This is a genomic window from Paenarthrobacter sp. AR 02, assembly GCF_021538675.1.
In the GTDB taxonomy this organism is placed as follows: Bacteria; Actinomycetota; Actinomycetes; order Actinomycetales; family Micrococcaceae; genus Arthrobacter.
Window position 1 is genome coordinate 1 of sequence record NZ_JAJUKH010000016.1, and the last position, 17716, is coordinate 17716.

Annotated in this window: 20 protein-coding genes and 1 riboswitch; of the genes, 18 read left to right on the top strand and 2 right to left on the bottom strand. The window is 63.3% G+C overall.

Annotation, left to right across the window (positions count from 1 at the left end; genetic code table 11):
- Nucleotides 1-117: integrase core domain-containing protein (locus LRQ04_RS20815; RefSeq protein WP_374198954.1), on the top strand; the 117-nt coding region annotated here is incomplete at its 5' end.
- A gap of 93 nt (nucleotides 118-210) precedes the next feature.
- Here LRQ04_RS20815 and LRQ04_RS20010 read toward each other — a convergent pair.
- Nucleotides 211-1611, bottom strand: coding sequence for a glucose-6-phosphate dehydrogenase (locus tag LRQ04_RS20010; RefSeq protein WP_235522060.1), 1401 nt, complete (start codon nucleotides 1609-1611; stop codon nucleotides 211-213).
- A 165-nt stretch (nucleotides 1612-1776) separates the two neighbouring features.
- On the opposite strand from LRQ04_RS20010, the gene ffh reads away from it, so the two are divergent.
- Both ffh and LRQ04_RS20020 read left to right on the top strand, forming a co-directional pair.
- Nucleotides 1777-3354 carry a signal recognition particle protein gene (ffh, locus tag LRQ04_RS20015; RefSeq protein ID WP_235522061.1) on the top strand — a complete coding sequence of 526 codons (1578 nt, stop codon included), beginning with the start codon at nucleotides 1777-1779 and terminating at the stop codon, nucleotides 3352-3354.
- A 59-nt stretch (nucleotides 3355-3413) separates the two neighbouring features.
- Nucleotides 3414-4136 carry an alpha/beta fold hydrolase gene (locus LRQ04_RS20020; RefSeq protein WP_235522062.1) on the top strand — a complete coding sequence of 241 codons (723 nt, stop codon included), beginning with the start codon at nucleotides 3414-3416 and terminating at the stop codon, nucleotides 4134-4136.
- Here the strand turns inward: LRQ04_RS20020 and thiC are convergent.
- Nucleotides 4119-5966, bottom strand: a complete 1848-nt coding sequence (thiC, locus tag LRQ04_RS20025; protein WP_305082612.1) for a phosphomethylpyrimidine synthase ThiC — start codon at nucleotides 5964-5966, stop codon at nucleotides 4119-4121. The two genes, LRQ04_RS20020 and thiC, sit on opposite strands and share 18 nt — an antisense overlap.
- Nucleotides 5962-6069: riboswitch (TPP riboswitch) on the bottom strand. Its footprint overlaps the gene before it by 5 nt.
- 84 nt (nucleotides 6070-6153) lie before the next feature.
- On the opposite strand from thiC, the gene LRQ04_RS20030 reads away from it, so the two are divergent.
- The 15 genes from LRQ04_RS20030 to dprA all read left to right on the top strand — a co-directional run bounded on the left by LRQ04_RS20030 (nucleotide 6154) and on the right by dprA (nucleotide 17710).
- Entirely contained in the window at nucleotides 6154-7236 is a 1083-nt protein-coding gene (locus LRQ04_RS20030) for an amidohydrolase family protein (RefSeq protein ID WP_235522063.1), read from the top strand.
- Nucleotides 7237-7316: 80 nt separating this feature from the next.
- Nucleotides 7317-8189 carry a VOC family protein gene (locus LRQ04_RS20035; protein WP_235522064.1) on the top strand — a complete coding sequence of 291 codons (873 nt, stop codon included), beginning with the start codon at nucleotides 7317-7319 and terminating at the stop codon, nucleotides 8187-8189.
- Between the two features lie 106 nt (nucleotides 8190-8295).
- Complete coding sequence (locus LRQ04_RS20040) at nucleotides 8296-8733, top strand: hypothetical protein (protein ID WP_235522065.1); 438 nt, start codon at nucleotides 8296-8298, stop codon at nucleotides 8731-8733.
- A 231-nt stretch (nucleotides 8734-8964) separates the two neighbouring features.
- On the top strand, nucleotides 8965-9387 hold the full coding sequence (rpsP, locus tag LRQ04_RS20045) for a 30S ribosomal protein S16 (RefSeq protein ID WP_024817151.1): 423 nt from the start codon (nucleotides 8965-8967) through the stop codon (nucleotides 9385-9387).
- Between the two features lies 1 nt (nucleotide 9388).
- The gene (locus LRQ04_RS20050; RefSeq protein ID WP_235522066.1) at nucleotides 9389-9631 is read left to right on the top strand and encodes an RNA-binding protein; all 243 of its coding nucleotides are present in this window, start codon (nucleotides 9389-9391) and stop codon (nucleotides 9629-9631) included.
- A 130-nt stretch (nucleotides 9632-9761) separates the two neighbouring features.
- Nucleotides 9762-10316: a ribosome maturation factor RimM gene (gene rimM, locus LRQ04_RS20055; RefSeq protein WP_235522114.1), complete on the top strand. Its 555-nt coding sequence runs from the start codon at nucleotides 9762-9764 to the stop codon at nucleotides 10314-10316.
- Nucleotides 10317-11117 carry a tRNA (guanosine(37)-N1)-methyltransferase TrmD gene (gene trmD, locus LRQ04_RS20060; protein WP_235522067.1) on the top strand — a complete coding sequence of 267 codons (801 nt, stop codon included), beginning with the start codon at nucleotides 10317-10319 and terminating at the stop codon, nucleotides 11115-11117.
- A 266-nt stretch (nucleotides 11118-11383) separates the two neighbouring features.
- Complete coding sequence (rplS, locus tag LRQ04_RS20065) at nucleotides 11384-11737, top strand: 50S ribosomal protein L19 (RefSeq protein ID WP_014922079.1); 354 nt, start codon at nucleotides 11384-11386, stop codon at nucleotides 11735-11737.
- 80 nt (nucleotides 11738-11817) lie between these two features.
- Entirely contained in the window at nucleotides 11818-12495 is a 678-nt protein-coding gene (gene lepB, locus LRQ04_RS20070; protein WP_235522068.1) for a signal peptidase I, read from the top strand.
- Complete coding sequence (gene lepB / locus LRQ04_RS20075) at nucleotides 12496-13299, top strand: signal peptidase I (RefSeq protein ID WP_235522069.1); 804 nt, start codon at nucleotides 12496-12498, stop codon at nucleotides 13297-13299.
- A complete protein-coding gene (locus tag LRQ04_RS20080) occupies nucleotides 13299-14060 on the top strand; it encodes a ribonuclease HII (RefSeq protein ID WP_235522070.1) in 762 nt (253 codons plus the stop codon). Before lepB (LRQ04_RS20075) ends, LRQ04_RS20080 begins: the two co-directional genes overlap by 1 nt.
- 79 nt (nucleotides 14061-14139) lie before the next feature.
- The gene (locus LRQ04_RS20085) at nucleotides 14140-14475 is read left to right on the top strand and encodes a DUF2469 domain-containing protein (protein WP_235522071.1); all 336 of its coding nucleotides are present in this window, start codon (nucleotides 14140-14142) and stop codon (nucleotides 14473-14475) included.
- Nucleotides 14476-14576: 101 nt separating this feature from the next.
- Nucleotides 14577-14942, top strand: a complete 366-nt coding sequence (locus LRQ04_RS20090) for a YraN family protein (RefSeq protein ID WP_235522072.1) — start codon at nucleotides 14577-14579, stop codon at nucleotides 14940-14942.
- The gene (locus LRQ04_RS20095; protein WP_235522073.1) at nucleotides 14943-16484 is read left to right on the top strand and encodes a YifB family Mg chelatase-like AAA ATPase; all 1542 of its coding nucleotides are present in this window, start codon (nucleotides 14943-14945) and stop codon (nucleotides 16482-16484) included.
- Complete coding sequence (gene dprA / locus LRQ04_RS20100) at nucleotides 16481-17710, top strand: DNA-processing protein DprA (RefSeq protein WP_374198988.1); 1230 nt, start codon at nucleotides 16481-16483, stop codon at nucleotides 17708-17710. Before LRQ04_RS20095 ends, dprA begins: the two co-directional genes overlap by 4 nt.
- Nucleotides 17711-17716 lie beyond the last annotated feature (6 nt).

Below are 17716 nucleotides of genomic sequence, written 5' to 3' on the forward strand. Positions count from 1 at the left end.
GAAACCGAACGCCAAGCCTGTTACCAGGACTTCATCGAGCACTACAATCGCAGCAGGCCACACACGGCACTCAAAGGCGCCTCCCCAGCCAGCCGCGTCACCAACCTACCGGGTTAGTACATCTAGGCAACCGGCTACCACTCGTTACTCAAACACCGGCAGCGGGCCGGGTACCTGTCAAGGTACCCGGCCCGCTTTGTGTTGCCTTCTTTAGTCCTCGACGGCGGTGGGCCAGTTCGCCGGCCCGGCGCTGCCGGCGGCGTATTCTTCCAGGGGCACCTCGCCGTTCGCCCATGCATTGAGGACGGGTTCGATGATCCGCCAGCAATCCTCAGCGGTGTCGCCCCGGACGGACAAGAGCGGGTCTCCGGTCAGGATGCCTTCGAGCACTTCGCCATAGGGCAGCATCCCGGCCGCGTTGAGTTCGGCCACCAGGCTTGCGCGGTCAAGGCTGAAGATGTCACCGGGACCGTTGACATCGACGTCGAGCTCCAAAACGTCAGGCCCGAAACCGATCCGCAACTGATTGGGGGAGTCCACGCCGGAGAAGCCCTTGGGGAGGTGAGGGACCGGGCGGAACGTGATGACTGCTTCCTTGCGGCGTTGTCCCATGGCCTTGCCCGAGCGGAGGATGAACGGGACGCCGCTCCAACGCCAGTTGTCGATGTCCACGCGGACCTCCGCCAGGGTTTCGGTGTTCCTGGCGGGATCCACGCCTTCCTCCGCGGCGTAGTCGGGCACGGTACGTTCGCCCAGGGTTCCTGCCGTGTACCGCGCACGACGCGTCGACAGGTTGTAGGGGGCCTTGATGCTGCTGGCACGCAATACGGTGGCGACGGCGTCCCGCAGGTCGCGTTCCCCAATGGTGGCCGGCGCGTCGATGGCCAGGAACGCCATGATGTGCAGAAGATGGCTTTGGATCATGTCCCGGAGCGCGCCGGCGGTGTCGTAGTACCGGGCACGGCCCTCAAGGGCGAGGTCTTCGTCGAAGATGACCTCCACTTTTTCGATGTTGTCCCGGTTCCACACCGGTTCCAGAAACCTGTTGGCGAAGCGGAGGCCAAGGATGTTCAGCACTGTTGCCTTGCCCAGGAAATGGTCCACCCGATGGATGTGGTCCTCCGGCACCAGCGCAGCCAGCGTCTTGTTCAATTCGCGCGCCGATTCGGTGCCTGATCCAAACGGTTTCTCCATGACCAGGCGGGTTCCGGCAGGCAACTGTTCGGGGTGCAGGACCTCGCAGGCCTTCTGGCTGACGTGGGGCGGCAACGCGAAGTAGATCGCGACCGGGCCCTCCAGCTGCGACAGCAACTCTGCCAGCGGTCCGTCCGCCGTCACGTCCAGCTGGTGGTATTCGGTGCTCCCGGCCACCGCAGCCAAAGCCGCCTTGCCTTGGGCGTCGGCTTCCTTCGACGCGGCGGCGAAAGCGCCGTCGACCCGTTCCCTCCACTGGTCCGGAGACCAGGGATCAGAGCCGGCTCCCACCAAACGCAGGCCTGGAGCGCCACCCGCGGCCAACAGTCCAGCAAGGCCCGGGAGCAGCAGCCGGCCCGTCAAGTCTCCGGATGCGCCGAGGATGAGCAATGTTTTTACAGTTGTTTTACTGGTCACCGTGCCAGCATGCCATCTTGTAGGTGCGACTTGGTACCCTAGATAGTCGAGTCCCGCAGTTGAGTCATCCCGTAGTTGAGTCATCGTGCCGGGGCAAGAATCGTCAAGACTCTGGCGTGCCGCATTGGCCGCCATTCGTAGACCATCGAAAGAAGTGCACGGCGCGTGTTCAATTCACTCTCTGACCGGTTGACAGCAACCTTCAAGAACCTCCGTGGCAAGGGCCGCCTCACCGAGGCTGACGTCGATGCCACGGTCCGGGAGATCCGCCGCGCCCTGTTGGATGCGGACGTTGCCGTGTCGGTGGTCCGCGAATTCACTGGGCGCATCCGTGAACGCGCGCTGGGCGCCGAAGTTTCGGGTGCACTGAATCCCAGCCAGCAGATCGTGAAGATCGTCAACGAGGAACTGAAGGAAATCCTCGGTGGCGAGACCCGCCGGATCCGCCTGGCCAAGAACGGCCCCACCATCATCATGCTCGCGGGCCTCCAGGGTGCCGGTAAGACCACCCTCGCCGGCAAGCTGTCCAAGTGGCTCAAGGCCCAGGGCCACAGCCCCATGCTGGTTGCCTGCGACCTTCAGCGTCCCAATGCAGTGACGCAGCTCCAGGTTGTTGGCCAGCGTGCCGGTGTCCCGGTTTTCGCTCCGCACCCCGGCGCTACCTCGGAACTTGAACACCCTGCCGGTGACCCGGTCGCCGTCGCCAAGGCCGGCGTCGAGGAAGCGCGCCAGAAGCTTCACGACGTCGTGATCGTTGATACCGCCGGTCGCCTCGGCGTCGACGCCGAAATGATGGATCAGGCACGCCGGATCCGCCAGGCGATCATCCCCAACGAAGTCCTGTTCGTGATCGACTCCATGATCGGCCAGGACGCCGTCAACACGGCGATGGCCTTCGACGAGGGCGTCAACTTCACGGGCATCGTCCTGTCAAAGCTCGACGGCGACGCCCGCGGTGGTGCCGCACTTTCCGTGGCCTCCGTGACCGGCAAGCCCGTCATGTTTGCCTCCACCGGCGAAGGCCTGGACGACTTTGAGCTCTTCCACCCGGACCGCATGGCGTCCCGCATCCTCGACATGGGTGACGTCCTCACCCTGATCGAGCAGGCTGAGAAGGCATGGGACAAGGATGAAGCCGCCCGGATGGCGAAGAAGTTCGCCGACCAGGAAGACTTCACCCTGGACGACTTCCTCGCCCAGATGCAGCAGATCCGCAACATGGGCTCCATGAAGAAGATGCTCATGATGATGCCGGGTGCTCAAAACATCCGTCAGCAGCTGGAGAACTTCGACGAAAAAGAGATCGACCGCGTCGAGGCGATCGTCCGTTCCATGACACCGCACGAGCGTGTTGCTCCCAAGATCATCAACGGCTCCCGCCGCGCGCGTATCGCCAAGGGTTCCGGCGTGCATGTCTCCGAGGTCAACGGCCTGCTGGAACGCTTCGCCCAGGCTCAGAAGATGATGAAGAAGCTGGCCCAGGGCGGAGGCATGCCGGGTATGCCTGGAATGCCCGGCCTCGGTGGCCCTGGCGGACGCAAGAACGGGAAGAACACTCCCAAGAAGAAGGCACGGTCCGGCAACCCGGCCAAGGCAGCCCAGGAACTTCGCGATGCAGAGGCCAAGCGGGCAAACGCTGCTTCAGCGGCCCCCACGGGCGCGGCTTTTGGGCAAGGCGCGGCGGACTTCGACCCGTCGTCGCTGAACCTTCCCAAGGGCTTCGACAAGTTCCTCGGTAAGTAGACAGTGCGTCCCAGCTGCCGGTCAGTTGGGATGTCAGAGCCGTGGAATAGGCTGAACCAATGCACAAGCAGCGCGTAGTCTTCGTTCACGGCCTGGGGAGTTTCGGCGCCGCAGCATGGCCGAAGCAACACGGCATGGCGCTGGCCTATGACGCCTTGTTCCTGAGGCGGCACGGCTTTTCGGCCGTCGAGGAACCGGCGCCGTCCAATGTGGCAGCAGATGTCGCCATCGTGATCAATGCGTTGGCCGATGCCGGTGGAGGCCACGTCGTGGCGCACGAACAGGGCGCCATTTCCGCCATGCTGGCAGCTATTGAGCGTCCTGATCTTGTGCATTCGCTGTCGTTGGTGGAGCCGGCGTGCTTGTCGCTGACAGCTGAGCTGCCGGCCACAGCCTCCCACCGTGCGCTGATGGAGCCGTTGTTCGATGTCCGCGCACAACTGAACGACGCCGACTACCAGCGGGAATACTTCCGCAGGGCTTTCTCGGCCGAAACCGGGGGACTGGACACGCCGGAGGCCCGGAAGTCTGCGCGGCGCCTCAGGCTCCAGGCACCGCCATGGGAGGCACCGCTTCACATTGTGCCCGGCGTTCCCACCTTGGTCCTTACGGGTGGTTGGGAGCCGCTCTACGAGGAAATTGCGGGATACCTCCAGGAGACCGGCGCCCTCCGCCGGGTAGCAGCGGGCGGGCACCGGCCCCAGGATTCAGTGGATGGCGATCACATCATCCGCTCGTTTGTCGCGGACGTGGGACGGGCCATGTCAGTTCAGGCGTCCTGAGCTGCCATTGCCCGCAGTGCCGGGTACCTGCAGTTCCGGCAGGTAGACCTTCCCGCCGGAGGCCAGGAACTCCTGGCTCTTTTCCCTCATGCCGCTGTACATGCCGGCGATTGCGGCCTGCGCTTCAGCTGAACCGTACTCATCGCGGATATCCTGGCTGATCCGCATGGAGCAGAATTTCGGCCCGCACATCGAGCAGAAGTGCGCGGTCTTGGCCGGCTCGGCGGGCAGGGTTTCGTCGTGGAACGCCTCGGCTGTCACAGGATCGAGGGACAGCGCGAACTGGTCGCGCCAACGGAACTCGAAGCGGGCTTTGGACAGTGCATCGTCGCGCTCGTTCGCGCCAGGGTGCCCCTTGGCGAGGTCAGCGGCGTGGGCGGCGATCTTGTAGGTGATCACACCGGTTTTGACGTCGTCCTTGTTCGGCAGGCCAAGGTGTTCCTTGGGTGTCACATAGCAGAGCATTGCCGTGCCGTAGCGGGCGATTTCGGTCGCGCCAATGGCTGAGGTGATGTGGTCGTAGCCGGGCGCCACATCCGTTACCAAGGGACCCAATGTGTAGAACGGGGCACCCTTGCACAGTTCCTGCTGGCGTTCGACGTTTTCACGTACCAAGTGGAAGGGGATGTGCCCCGGGCCTTCAACCATGACCTGGACATCGAACTCCCACGCCCGCTGGGTCAGCTCGGCAAGGGTGTCCAGCTCGGCGAACTGCGCGGCATCATTGGCGTCCGCGATGGAGCCGGGACGCAGCCCGTCGCCGAGCGAAAAGGCGACATCGTACTTGGCGAAGATCTCGCACAGTTCGTCGAAGTGGGTGTAAAGGAAGTTCTCCTGGTGGTGGGCCAGGCACCAGCCGGCCATGATCGAGCCGCCGCGGGAAACGATGCCGGTGACGCGATTGGCAGTCAACGGGACGTAGCGCAGCAGCACCCCGGCATGGACCGTCATGTAGTCCACCCCCTGTTCGCACTGTTCAATCACGGTGTCGCGGAAGATCTCCCACGTGAGCTTATTGGCCTCGCCGTTGACCTTTTCGAGTGCCTGATAAATGGGAACGGTGCCGATTGGAACAGGGGAGTTGCGGATGATCCATTCGCGCGTGGTGTGGATGTCATCGCCGGTGGAGAGGTCCATGACCGTATCGGCACCCCATTGCGCCGCCCACTGCAGTTTGTCCACTTCCTCGGTGATGGAGCTGGTGACCGCGGAGTTGCCAATATTGGCGTTGATCTTGACCAGGAACGCCTTGCCGATAATCATCGGTTCGGATTCCGGGTGGTTGATGTTGCTGGGGATGATGGCGCGTCCGGCGGCAACTTCGCTGCGGACCAGTTCGACATCGCAGTTCTCGCGCAAGGCCACGAACTGCATCTCCTGCGTCACGATGCCCTTCCGGGCGTAGTGCATCTGCGTCACGGTTTTCTGCTCGACGGCGCGGCGGGGCACCGGTTGTGCGCCCTTCCACTCCGCCGATGCCGCACCGCGCCGGACCGCGGACTTGCCGTCGTCGAGCAGGTTCCTTTCCCGGCCCGAGTACGGCTCCGTGTCGCCCCGGCCTTCGATCCAGGGTGCACGGAACGGTTCCAGCCCGACTCTCGGGTCACTGCCCGGTCCTGCAGTTCGGTAGACCTGCAGGGGCGGGTTGGCTTGGCCGTTGGGGGAGGGTTCCAGTGCGATCTCGGTGACAGGAACGCGAATGCCATGTTCGGGATCTTCAAGCCACCCCAGCGAGTGGGATTTCAGCGACTGCGTCACGGTTTCCGGTGCCCCGGTCTCAACGACGGTCGCGTTTTGGGCAGGGCTGTGCTGTGTTTCTGTGGTGCTCAAGGGACTGCTCACTTCCTTCGCCGGCATTACCCGGACAGGTTCAACGGTCGCAGACTGCCTCAGTCCGATCTCAGCCCCTGCAGGGGCCCCCGTGTGGTCATAGACGAAGCTACCACAGCTGCCTGCGGCCGCACAGTCATATGGCGTTGCAGGCTTGCCCGGCAGGTACGGGGCTAGGCTTTTTGCCATGGCCAACATCATCGAATTCAGCGGTACGGTGCTCGTAGCAGCAGACAAGGAGCGCAGGGGCATGTGGTCCGTTGACGGTCGCCTGACGTTCATCCAGCCGGTCGCGGCACCGGACGTTGTGCTCGACGGCTGGGTCCTGCCCGGCTTTGTCGACGCCCACTGCCACATCGGTTTGGGGCCGGGTGGTGCGGTTGATGAGCAGACCACCCTCGCCCAGGCACGGGCAGACCTGGCAGCCGGCACGCTGTTGATCCGTGATGCAGGATCGCCCAGTGACACGCGCTGGGTTCAAGGGCGCGCGGATTTGCCGCGCCTTATCAGGGCTGGCCGGCATATAGCCAGGGACCGGCGGTACCTCCGCGGGCTGGGCCATGAAATCGAGCCCGAACAGCTCGTGGAGACCGTCCGCAAAGAAGCCCGTGACGGCGATGGCTGGGTAAAACTCGTGGGCGACTGGATCGATCGCGGCATTGGTGACCTGGCCGCGTCCTTCCCGGCAAAGCTGGTCAAGGACGCCATTTCGGCCGCGCACGATGAGGGTGCCAGGGTGACGGCCCACTGCTTCGCCGAAGACACCATTGACGACATGCTGGACGCCAATATCGACTGCATCGAACACGCAACGGGCCTCTTGCCCCGGCACCTTCCGCGGTTTGTGGAGCAGGGTGTTCCGATTGTCCCTACGCTGGTCAACATTGCGACTTTTCCGGAGATTTCCGCCCAGGCCGCGCCCAAGTTCCCCGTCTACGCAGATCACATGGCGAAGCTGTGGGAACGCCGTCACGACCGTGTGCTGGAAGCCTTCGAAGCCGGTGTCACCATCTACACGGGCACCGATGCCGGCAGCGTCATCAAGCACGGCCGGATTGCGGACGAGATGAAGGAACTGCACGACGCCGGCCTGCCGCCTTCCGCTGTCCTGGAGGCCGCAACGTGGGGCGCAAGGGCGTGGCTGGGGGCCGAAGCCATCAGCGAAGGGGCGAGTGCCGACGTCGTTCTCTGCCGTGAAGATCCGCGGGTCGCCCTCGACACCGTGGCCGAACTCCAGCACATCGTTTTGCGTGGCGGGATCATCCGTTAGGAATAAATTGAAGCTTCAAGTAATTTAGTACTAGTAGAAGGGTGCCGAAAGGGCGGCAGCCTCAGACCCAGGAGCTTCACATGACTACAGCAAACAGCCAGGATCTTCTTCCTGCCGAACTCACCATGGGCACCGTCATGCTCAAGGTTGGCGACATGAAGGTCATGAGCGACTACTACCAGCGCGCCTTGGGCCTGGACATCGTGGCCGAGCAGGATGGCGGACTGTACTTGGGCCGCACCGGAAAGCCTGTTGTCCACCTGGCGCCTGCCTCAGGCCTGCAGATTCCGGGCCGCGGGGAAGCGGGTCTCTTCCCCACCGCCATCCTCTTTGAAGACCAGCCCTCTCTGGCGGCCACCATTGCCACGGCGGCAGAATACGAGCCGCGCGCCTTTGCCGGAAGCGCCGACCACCTGGTCAGCGAGGCGTTCTATTTCACCGACCCCGAGGGCAACGGTATTGAGCTCTACTATGACAAGCCCCGCGAACTGTGGCAGTGGGACGGCAAGAACGTCGTCATGGACAACGTCGCACTCCCGCCGCAGCGGTTCCTGCAGCAGCACCTGAGTGAGGCTGCCGTGACCGGCCAGCGGGAGGCAGCCGCCGGGATCGGCCACGTGCACCTCCAAGTGGGGGACGTCGAAACTGCGCAAAAGTTCTATGTGGAAACCCTGGGGTTCGAGCGGACGGCGGGCTGGCACGGCCAGGCTTTGTTCGTTTCCGCCGGGGGATACCACCACCATATGGCCATGAACGTGTGGAACAGTCGGGGCGCCGGACCCCGAAAGGACACGCTGGGGCTGGGGGAAGTCCTGATCGAGGTCCCCACGGCCGATGACGTCGCGATGCTGGCGGACCGGCTGAAGGTGGCGGGCGTCCAGAACCACCACACCGGCGCTGAGCTTCGGTTCGACGACCCATGGCGGAACAAGCTGCGCGTCGCCGTTCGCTGAATCGTCCTGGCAGCCCATGGCTGCACTAGGCTGGGCATTGACGGCGCGGAACCTTTCGGTTCCCGTGCCGCCGCCCCGTCAGCACGAAGGATTGAGAGTACTTTCCATGGGCTTTGCCGAAATTTTTGTAGCCACCCACGACGAAGCACTCAAACGGGCAGCCGCGCTGGATCGCGGTGCCGAAGCCACAGGCCCCGCCGTCAGGATCGAAGGCATCACCGACTTTGAGGTCGAGCAGTTGGGCGACCTCGCCGGACAGGCCGTCCATGCGGCGGGAGCAGACTATGAGCTCGCTCTGGTGGATGTCACCAGTGATGCCCTCCTCGGAGTTCCCGAGGCCATGGTGCGCGCGCTTGCCGAACTGCTCACCTATGAGAGTGAGGGCGATGGTAACGTCCTTGACGACGTTGCTGCTGCCTGGGCCGCCCAGGACGACATGCCCTTTGACGCCACCCAATCGCGCCAGTACGTCCAGCAACTGGCCGCCCTCGCCACGGATGTGGAAAAAGCCGACCGCTCCGGACTCTACGTCTGGTCCGCCTGACCGTTGCCCGGTTTTTGTGGATACGATCCGTCCGGAGTGACCAAGAACACGCCACCCTTTGCGGCCTAAGTCGTAATTGCATCGGGCATCTGGCACAATGGACAGGTACTTGATCGGTGCGGCCCCTCTCTCCGTGCCCGTATCTTGTCCTTCGAACCGTCCAGTATGGCCCGCCCCACGGGTGCAGAACGTCGGGTTCACCTCGTTTCAGAAACAGGAGTGACCACAAAAGTGGCCGTAAAGATTCGCCTTAAGCGCTTCGGTAAGATGCGCGCACCGTACTACCGCATCGTCGTCATGGATGCCCGCGCCAAGCGCGATGGCCGTGCCATTGAAGAAATCGGCAAGTACCACCCCACCGAAGAGCCGTCGTACATCGAGGTCGCTTCCGAGCGCGCCCAGTACTGGCTGTCCGTTGGCGCCCAGCCGACCGAGCAGGTTGCTGCGATCCTCAAGATCACCGGTGACTGGCAGAAGTTCAAGGGCCTGCCGGGCCAGGAAGGCACCCTGAAGACCAAAGCTCCGAAGGAAGCCTTCGTAGCACCGGAGAAGGGTTCCGTCATTATCCCGGAAGCCATCACCAAGAAGGCCAAGAAGGACGAAGCTGCTGAGGCTCCGGCCGAGGCTGAAGCAGAGACCACCGAGGCTGAGTAAGTTGCTGTCCGAAGCGCTCGAGCACTTGGTTCGTGGGATCGTTGACAGTCCTGAGGATGTCAAGGTCAGTGCCAAGAACAACCGCCGCGGGGAATCCCTTGAGGTGCGAGTTCACCAGGAGGACCTCGGACGGGTAATCGGCCGTCAAGGACGCACAGCACGCGCACTGCGCACAGTTGTTGCGGCTTTGGCTGGTGGCGAGCAGGTCAGGGTCGACGTCGTCGACACCGACCGTCGCCGGTAACGCGCTCAGCACATCTTGTCTTAGGTCCGGCCCCTTCACCGAATATGGTGGAGGGGCCGGATTGCTTTATCCAACATTCATTACCGTGGCTGCCTGGCGGCGCGGGAACAACAAGAATTCAGAGGAACCCATGCAGCTCCAGGTGGCCCGGATCGGCAAACCCCACGGCATCCGCGGCGAGGTCACGGTGCAGGTACTCACCGACGCCCCGTCGGAGCGCTTTGTCGCAGGAACCGAGTTTGTCGTGGAGCCGGCCTCTGCCGGCCCCCTGACCATCCGCAGCGCCCGGTGGAACAAGGACATCCTCCTGCTGGGCTTCGAGGAAGTTGCCGATCGCAACGCTGCCGAAGTCATCCGCGGCGCCAAGCTCTTCATCGAAACCGAGGAACTGGACGACGAGGACGATGACGAAGGCTGGTACGAGCACGAGCTCGTTGGCCTTGAAGCGCGGGTTGGCTCGCAGGTTGTGGGCACCATAGCTGCACTCACCACGCTCCCGGTCCAGGACCTGCTGACGGTCAAGACCCCGGACGGCAAGGAAATCCTTATTCCATTCGTCGACGAGATCGTGCCTGAAGTCAACGTCGAGGACGGCTACATCCTGGTCACCCCTCCTGCCGGCCTTTTTGAGATCAACGAGTCCACCGCGGAGGAGTCCAAGGACGGCGCCGGGGATGATGCCTGAATGAGGATTGATGTCGTCAGCATTTTTCCCGAATACCTTGCCCCGCTTGAGCTTTCGCTCATAGGCAAGGCCCGCCAGGACGGATTGCTCGAACTAAACGTCCACGATCTCCGATCCTTCACCACGGACAGGCACCGCACCGTGGATGACACCCCGTATGGCGGTGGGGCTGGGATGGTGATGAAGCCTGAGCCGTGGGCCCAGGCCCTCGAATCCGTTGCAGGGGCCCGTGAAGGTTCCAAGCCCGTACTGATCGTTCCTTCGCCGGCAGGGGAGAGGTTCAACCAAGCGCTGGCCTACGAACTTGCCGAAGAGGACCAACTCGTCTTTGCCTGCGGACGCTACGAAGGCATCGACGAGCGCGTCATCGACTGGGCGCAGGACCACTTCACGGTTCGTCCCGTCAGCCTTGGAGACTATGTTCTCAACGGCGGCGAAGTAGCCGTGCTGGCCATGGTGGAAGCCATTGGGCGCCTCCTCCCGGGGGTTGTCGGTAATCCTGAGTCCTTGGTTGAGGAATCCCACTCCGACGGTTTGCTGGAATACCCGGTGTACACGAAGCCCTCCGCGTGGCGCGACCATGAGGTCCCCGCCATCCTGCTCAGTGGCAACCACGGCAAGATCGCCCAATGGCGCCGCCATGAGCAATTCAGGCGGACAGCCGAGCGCCGTCCGGACCTTCTGGAAACGTTCGACGCCGGTGCCTTGAGTCGCGCTGACCGCAACGCTTTGGCGGACCTCGGGTACGACGTCGTCGACGGCCGTTTGCGTCCGCGGCCCGGTGGCGACGCCGCAAACTAAGGGCGCGCTCCCGCCGTCGAACGTTCAAGGGATCTGGCAGTTGGCCCGACGGCAGCGCATGTGGCAGAATTAACCCTTGTGTCTGCTGGGCTGACACCTGCCACAGGGGGAGTTCAGCCAACAGTCGGACAACCCGGTGACGCCAATCAGTGGCGGAACCGGACACTAAGAAACTTCGGCGGAAATTTCCGGTGGCTTTAAGTGCCCCGGGCTTGTCCGCCGTAACCCAAAGTGAATGACCTGTGGCGTTCACCAGGAGTGGATTAATGCATATCCTCGATAGCGTAGATGCAGCATCGCTGCGTAACGATGTTCCTGAGTTCCGCGCGGGTGACACCCTCAAGGTTCACGTCAACATCATCGAAGGCAAGAACTCCCGTGTCCAGGTATTCCAGGGCTTCGTCCTGGGCCGCCAGGGTGACGGCGTTCGCGAAACCTTCACCGTTCGCAAGGTTTCCTTCGGTGTCGGCGTAGAGCGTACCTTCCCGGTACACTCCCCGATCATCGACAAGATCGAGGTCGTCACCAAGGGTGACGTCCGCCGCGCCAAGCTTTACTACATGCGTGCACTGCGCGGTAAGGCTGCGAAGATCAAGGAAAAGCGCGACTTCGCCAAGTAGGTCCTGCGACTTACGCAACGGGTCCAGGATTCGTGCCCGGTAGTTCCGGAGCAATCCGCAACGCAACAGGGATACGAGTCATGGACACATCAGAACGCCAGCCCCGGAAACAGGGCTGGCGTTTTGTTTTGCTCGCACTGGTCCTTGCTGTCGCCATCAGTGGTTTGGTGCGCTCGTTGTGGCTGGATGTCTATTACATTCCCTCCGAATCCATGGAACCCCTCCTCGGAACCGGGGACCGGATCCTTGTTTCCCGCACGGCCTACGCGTCGGAGCCAATCCGCCGGGGTGACGTGGTCGTTTTCGATGGCCGCGGTTCATTCGCTCCGCTCAGCAGTGGCCAAGGCCCGTTGGTCGATGCGGTTTCTGCGGCGAGCCAGTGGTTCGGACTTACGGGAAGTGACACCACGTACGTCAAGCGGGTTATAGGAGTCGCCGGCGACCACGTCCGGTGCTGCTCGGCCGACGGAAGACTCACAGTCAACGATCAGCCTGTTGATGAACCCTATGTGTACCCAGGGGATGAACCCAGCAAGCAGAAGTTCGACGTCGTCGTGCCGGAGGGTCGTCTGTGGCTGATGGGCGACCACCGTTCCCGTTCAGCGGACTCCCGCGGACTGCTGGGTGCACCGGGGGGCGGTATGGTGCCCGTGGAACGGGTTATCGGCCGGCCGGTCCAGATCGTCTGGCCACTTGATAGATTTGCAGAGATGCCTCGCTCCGCGCAGGCTGAAACACCTTTGAAGAACGGACAGTAGATGCCGGACAAAGCTCCCGGGAACCCTGAGAGGTACGACGACGCACGGCTCTCGGACGGAACGGCAAGTACTGCCGGCTTGGCGGAGTCGAGCCCGGGTGACGCTGATGCTCCCGCGAAGACGCACAGGAATCCCGTCCTCGTTTGGGTGAAAGAGATCGTCACCGTTGTGGCGATTGCCTTGGTGCTGTCCTTCCTCCTCAAGACTTTCCTGTTCAGGGCGTTCTATATCCCCTCGGAATCCATGGAAAGCACCTTGGATGTCAACGACCGGATCTTCATCAACCTCCTGGTTCCGGGCCCGTTCGACCTGTCCCGCGGTGATGTAGTGGTGTTCACGGACACCCAGGCCTGGCTCGAACCCGTACCGCAAAAGCCCGCCGGGCCCATGGACTGGTTGAACGACAGCCTCGAATTCGTGGGGCTGATGGCAGATAACACCGATCAGCACCTCGTTAAGCGTGTCATCGGCCTCCCCGGCGATCACGTCTCCTGCTGCGACGCCCAGGGACGCGTCAGCGTCAACGGGGTGCCGCTGAATGAGACGTACATTAACCCGGCGGAAATTCCCCAACCAAGCACATTCGACGTCGTGGTTCCGGAAGGGAAGGTCTGGGTCATGGGCGACAACCGCAACCACTCAGCCGATTCCCGGGCTCACCAGGAAGTCAACGGCGGGTTCATCAACATCGACGACATTGAAGGTAAAGCGACCGTCATCGCGTGGCCCGTGAGTCGATGGACAATACTCGACAACCACTCAGACGTCTTCCGGGATGTCCCCAAGGCAACAGCGACCAAGTAATGACAACCACCACGGCAGCCGTCACGACGGGCAAGTCCCCAGCGAAAGCCAAGGGCAAGAAAACCGCGCCCAAGGCAAAGAAAGCCGTTGGGTTTCCCACCCTTGACCACGAACGCACGTTCCTGGCCCCCGGTGTGAGCCTGCTTGCGGGCGTGGACGAGGTAGGCCGAGGCGCGTTGGCCGGTCCCGTGAGCGTGGGGATCGCCGTGGTGAACCTCGCCGATCATGGCCTGCTGGCCGATGTCCGGGACAGCAAACTGCTCAAGCCCGAGGACCGCGAACGGCTTGAGCCCTTGGTCAGGGACTGGGCTGTGGCATGCGCCGTGGGTCACGCGAGTTCCCGGGAAATCGATGAGATCGGCATCATCGCCGCGCTGCGCCTGGCAGGTACGCGGGCGTGGTTCGATATCCTTGCCGCCGGCATTACCCCGGATGTGGTGCTCCTGGACGGCAGCCACAACTGGCTTTCCCCCGAGGTCCAGGCTTCCCTCTTTGACGCCCCGGCGGGTCCCGCCTGCGAAGCTCCCGTCCACACCAAGGTCAAGGCCGACATGAGCTGCCTCAGCGTCGCGGCAGCCAGTGTCCTGGCCAAAGTGGCCAGGGACCGCATCATGGTGGACCTGCATTCCGAGCTGCCCGCCTACGGGTGGGACGTCAACAAGGGCTATGCCACCTCCGCCCACCGGGAGATGATCCGGCAGCAAGGTCCCAGCGCCTACCACCGGACAAGCTGGAACCTGACCAGCTCCGGAGCCGATTGATCCACCCCACGGACGCTCCCAAGCCCCAGGCCGGGCCCGGGTGGCGCGTCCCGTCCTGAAGATGGTGCAAGATGGAAGCATGAGCGCCGAGGACCTTGAGAACTATGAAACCGACATGGAGCTGCAGCTCTACCGTGAATACAGGGACGTCGTCGGACTGTTCAGTTACGTCGTCGAAACTGAGCGGCGGTTCTACCTTGCCAACCATGTTGACCTCCAGGCCCGCAGCGCGGATGGGGAAGTTTACTTTGACCTCACGTTGCAGGATGCCTGGGTATGGGACGTGTACCGCTCGGCCCGCTTTGTGAAGAACGTCAGGGTCATCACCTTCAAGGACGTCAACGTGGAAGAACTTCCGAAGAGCGAAGACCTGGCGCTACCGAAGGACGGCGGACTCGGCGACCTTGGCAACTAGTTCCAAGTGTCCCTCCACAAGCGTGACTACCGGGGAGTTACCCACATAGCGCAATGACCTCCTGCCGCCCGCCGTCGCCAGCCTGAAAGCTGGTAGCGGAGGTGATGGTCATGAGAGCAAAAGACTTGCTTGGCCAACATGGTGAAGCATTGGCCGCGGAGTTCCTGGAGACCCAGGGAATGCGGATCATAGATCGCAACTGGCGCTGCACGGACGGCGAAATAGACATTGTGGCCCTCGAAGGCGACATCCTCGTAGTCGCCGAGGTCAAGACCCGCCGAAGCCTGGATTACGGACATCCCTTCGAAGCCGTAGGTCCAGCCAAGCTGGCCCGCCTGCACCGGCTCGCGTCGTCGTGGTGCCGTGCCCACGAGGTGAGGGCCTTGCGCCGGCGCGTTGACGTCGTTGGCGTTGTCGACGACGGCATCGGGCAACCCCTGCTGGAGCACCTGCGGGGTGTGGGCTAGATGGGGGTGGGGCGCAGCTACTGCGTGGCCTTGGTTGGCTTGAATGGCTACATCGTCGAGGTCGAAGCGGACATTGGACAAACGCTCCCGAGTTTCGTGATCCTGGGCCTCCCGGACGCGGCACTGAACGAGGCCAAGGAACGGATTCGTTCCGCCGCCCAAAACTCTGGCATCCCACTGAGCCGGCGAAAGATCACGGCCAATCTGATTCCGGCTTCACTGCCCAAGCGGGGATCCGGCTTCGACCTCGCCATCACCATGGCTGTCCTTTGTGCAGCGAACGATGTCCGCTCCATTGGCAGGACGGTGTTCATGGCAGAACTTGGCCTGGACGGACGGCTGCGTCCTGTTCGTGGAATCCTCCCGGCGGTTATGGCCGCCGTGCAGGCAGGCTTCCCGGACATCGTCGTGGCGGAGGCAAATGCCGCCGAGGCGTCGCTGGTGCCCGGGGCAAAGGTTCACGGGTACAAAACGCTCGCGCGGCTCGCCTACGATTTCGGTGCAGACCCCAAGGACCTCGTATTGGACTACGAGCCATCGGAGACTGACACTGCCGAGGATGACGACACCACCGGGTTCCCGGAGCCTGACCTCTGTGACGTTTCGGGACAGGGAGAGGCGCGCAGGGCCTTGGAAGTCGCTGCAGCCGGCGGACACCACATGCTCCTGACCGGACCGCCGGGGGCCGGCAAAACCATGCTGGCCGAACGGTTGCCCGGACTGCTGCCTGACTTGGCGGATACAGCTGCCATGGAGGTCACTGCAATCCACTCCCTGGCCGCGATCCAGTCTTCAGCGGCGCGCTTGATCCGCAGGCCCCCTTTTGAAAACCCCCACCATAGCGCCACTGCAGCGGCCATCATCGGTGGCGGTTCGGGACTTCCCCGTCCAGGTGCGGCGTCGCGGGCACACCGGGGCGTCCTTTTCCTGGATGAGGCACCGGAATACGAGCGCCGGGTACTCGATGCCCTCCGCCAGCCGCTGGAAAGCGGGGAACTGGTCATCCACAGGTCAGCGGGCACTGCGGCCTATCCGGCCCGGTTCCAGCTGGTACTGGCCGCGAATCCGTGCCCGTGCGGCAAGGCGACCGGCAAAGGGACGGACTGCACATGTACGGCGATGATGCGGCGCCGGTACTTCGGGCGTATATCGGGTCCACTGCTGGATCGGGTGGACATCCAACTGCAGGTGGAGCGGGTGTCCCTGGCGGACTTTGGCAGTGCGTCACAAGAAGAAGACACCGCCACGGTCGCGGACCGGGTACTGGCGGCGCGGTCACGGCAACTGGAGCGCTTTGCACCTTTCGGTCTCGAGGCCAACTCGCAGGTGCCCGGTCGCGTGCTGCGCGGAGAGCTGAAGTTGCCTCCGGGCACCACTCGGGTGCTGGACATCGCCCTTGAACGAGGTGCACTGACAGCGCGCGGTTACGATCGCGTCCTTCGGCTGGCATGGACACTGGCGGACCTGGACCAAACGGACAGGCCGGATATCAACCACATCGGACAGGGCCTCGGACTCCGCCAGGCTGCATCCGCAGCATGAGACGCAATTACACGAAAGGACCAAGCCACGTGCCAACAACCAGTCAGGAAAAGGAACGCATAGCCCGGGCGGCGCTGGCGCGGCTCATGGAGCCGCAAGACTCAGTGGGCCTGGCCCTGGTGCGGGCTGTCGGAGCCATCGATGCCCTGGGAGTGGCAACGGGGGAACTGGGTACTGGGCCCACGCTGGAGCAGGAAATCTCCGAGCTCCTCATGGACGCGGGGGGCCCTGCCACGTGGCCAGGCCTCGCCGCCAGCCTCCGGCGTTGGGCCCCGCGCGTCGCCGACCTCGCCCCTGAGCGCGACATGGAGACAATGCGGCGCTTGGGTGGGAGAGTCATTGTTCCAGGAGATGAGCTGTGGCCGGTGCAGCTGGCCGACCTCGGTCTGCAGGAGCCACTTTGCCTGTGGTGGAGGGGCAACGAGCAGCCGTTTCCCACTGCCCGACAGGCCGTGGCACTCGTTGGTTCAAGGGACAGTACCAGCTATGGCGCATCAGTGACCGGAGACTTCGCCTACACCCTTGCGCAACGCGGATACACGGTGGTCTCAGGTGGCGCTTACGGGATTGACGCCCAAGCGCACCGTGGGGCCTTGAGCGGTGGGAGTGCCGACATGCCCACCATTGCGGTCATGGCAGGCGGGGTTGATCGTTTCTACCCGTCGGGCAATGAAGAATTGCTCAGGGCCGTGTCGACGCAGGGAGCTGTGATCGCGGAGGTACCGCCCGGATCGGCTCCCACTCGCTACAGGTTCCTGCAAAGGAACCGGCTCATTGCGGCAATCGCTTCGGTCACCGTGGTGGTGGAAGCGCGCTGGCGTTCGGGGGCACTCAACACAGCCCACCACGCTGAGACGTTGGGCAGGGCTGTGGCAGCCGTCCCAGGGTCGGTGCACAGTGCCAATTCCGCCGGCTGCCACCGCCTCCTCAGGGACGGCGGAGCAGTATGCGTGACCGATGCCGGCGAGATCGCCGAGCTGGCAGGCGCAATGGGGGACGTGGACGGTGGAGAGAATGAATCTCCTCCCGCGGTACACGACGGATTGTGCCTGGAGGACCTCATTCTCCTGGACGCCCTCCCGCTAAGATCCGCCAGTTCCGTAGAGAAACTGACGGTGGTGGCCGGACTCAGCCCGGACGCAGTCCGTGCAGGGCTGGCGCGGTTGAATGTGCTGGGGCTCGCCACTTCGGACCGTGGAACGTGGAAGAGAGCCAAGAATGCCTAGACGGGC